Source organism: Pseudomonas sp. FIP_A4, from assembly GCF_036701605.1.
Classification (GTDB): Bacteria; Pseudomonadota; Gammaproteobacteria; order Pseudomonadales; family Pseudomonadaceae; genus Stutzerimonas; species Stutzerimonas phenolilytica.
Genome location: NZ_JAYDXP010000065.1, coordinates 1 through 269, shown reverse-complemented (window position 1 = coordinate 269; position 269 = coordinate 1). Strand labels below are relative to the sequence as shown.

1 pseudogene is annotated in these 269 nt (G+C 68.4%); it reads right to left on the bottom strand.

The annotated features are described in order from the left end of the window. A pseudogene (locus tag U8L64_RS00530) lies at window positions 1–175 on the bottom strand (serine/threonine protein kinase); the annotation flags it as partial. Window positions 176–269: the final 94 nt, after the last annotated feature.

The following is a 269-nucleotide window of genomic DNA, read 5'->3' as shown; positions in this document are numbered from 1 at the left end:
CCCAGCGCACCTTGCCCATCCAGCCACCGCCAACCTCGAACAACCCACCACTGTCCTGGCATTGCTCGCTGGCGAGATACACCACCAGCGGGCTCACCAGCTCGGGCTTGAGCTGCTCGAACACCTGCGGCGGAATCAGCGCGTGCATGGTACGTACTCGCATCCGACTCCCGCCTCCGCTGCGCCGCCAAGCGGGGCGCCTGCGGGCGGGAAAGTCATGAGAGGGAACTCCGGCCCCTGCCGGCGGCAGGGGAACCGGGACTACAGCC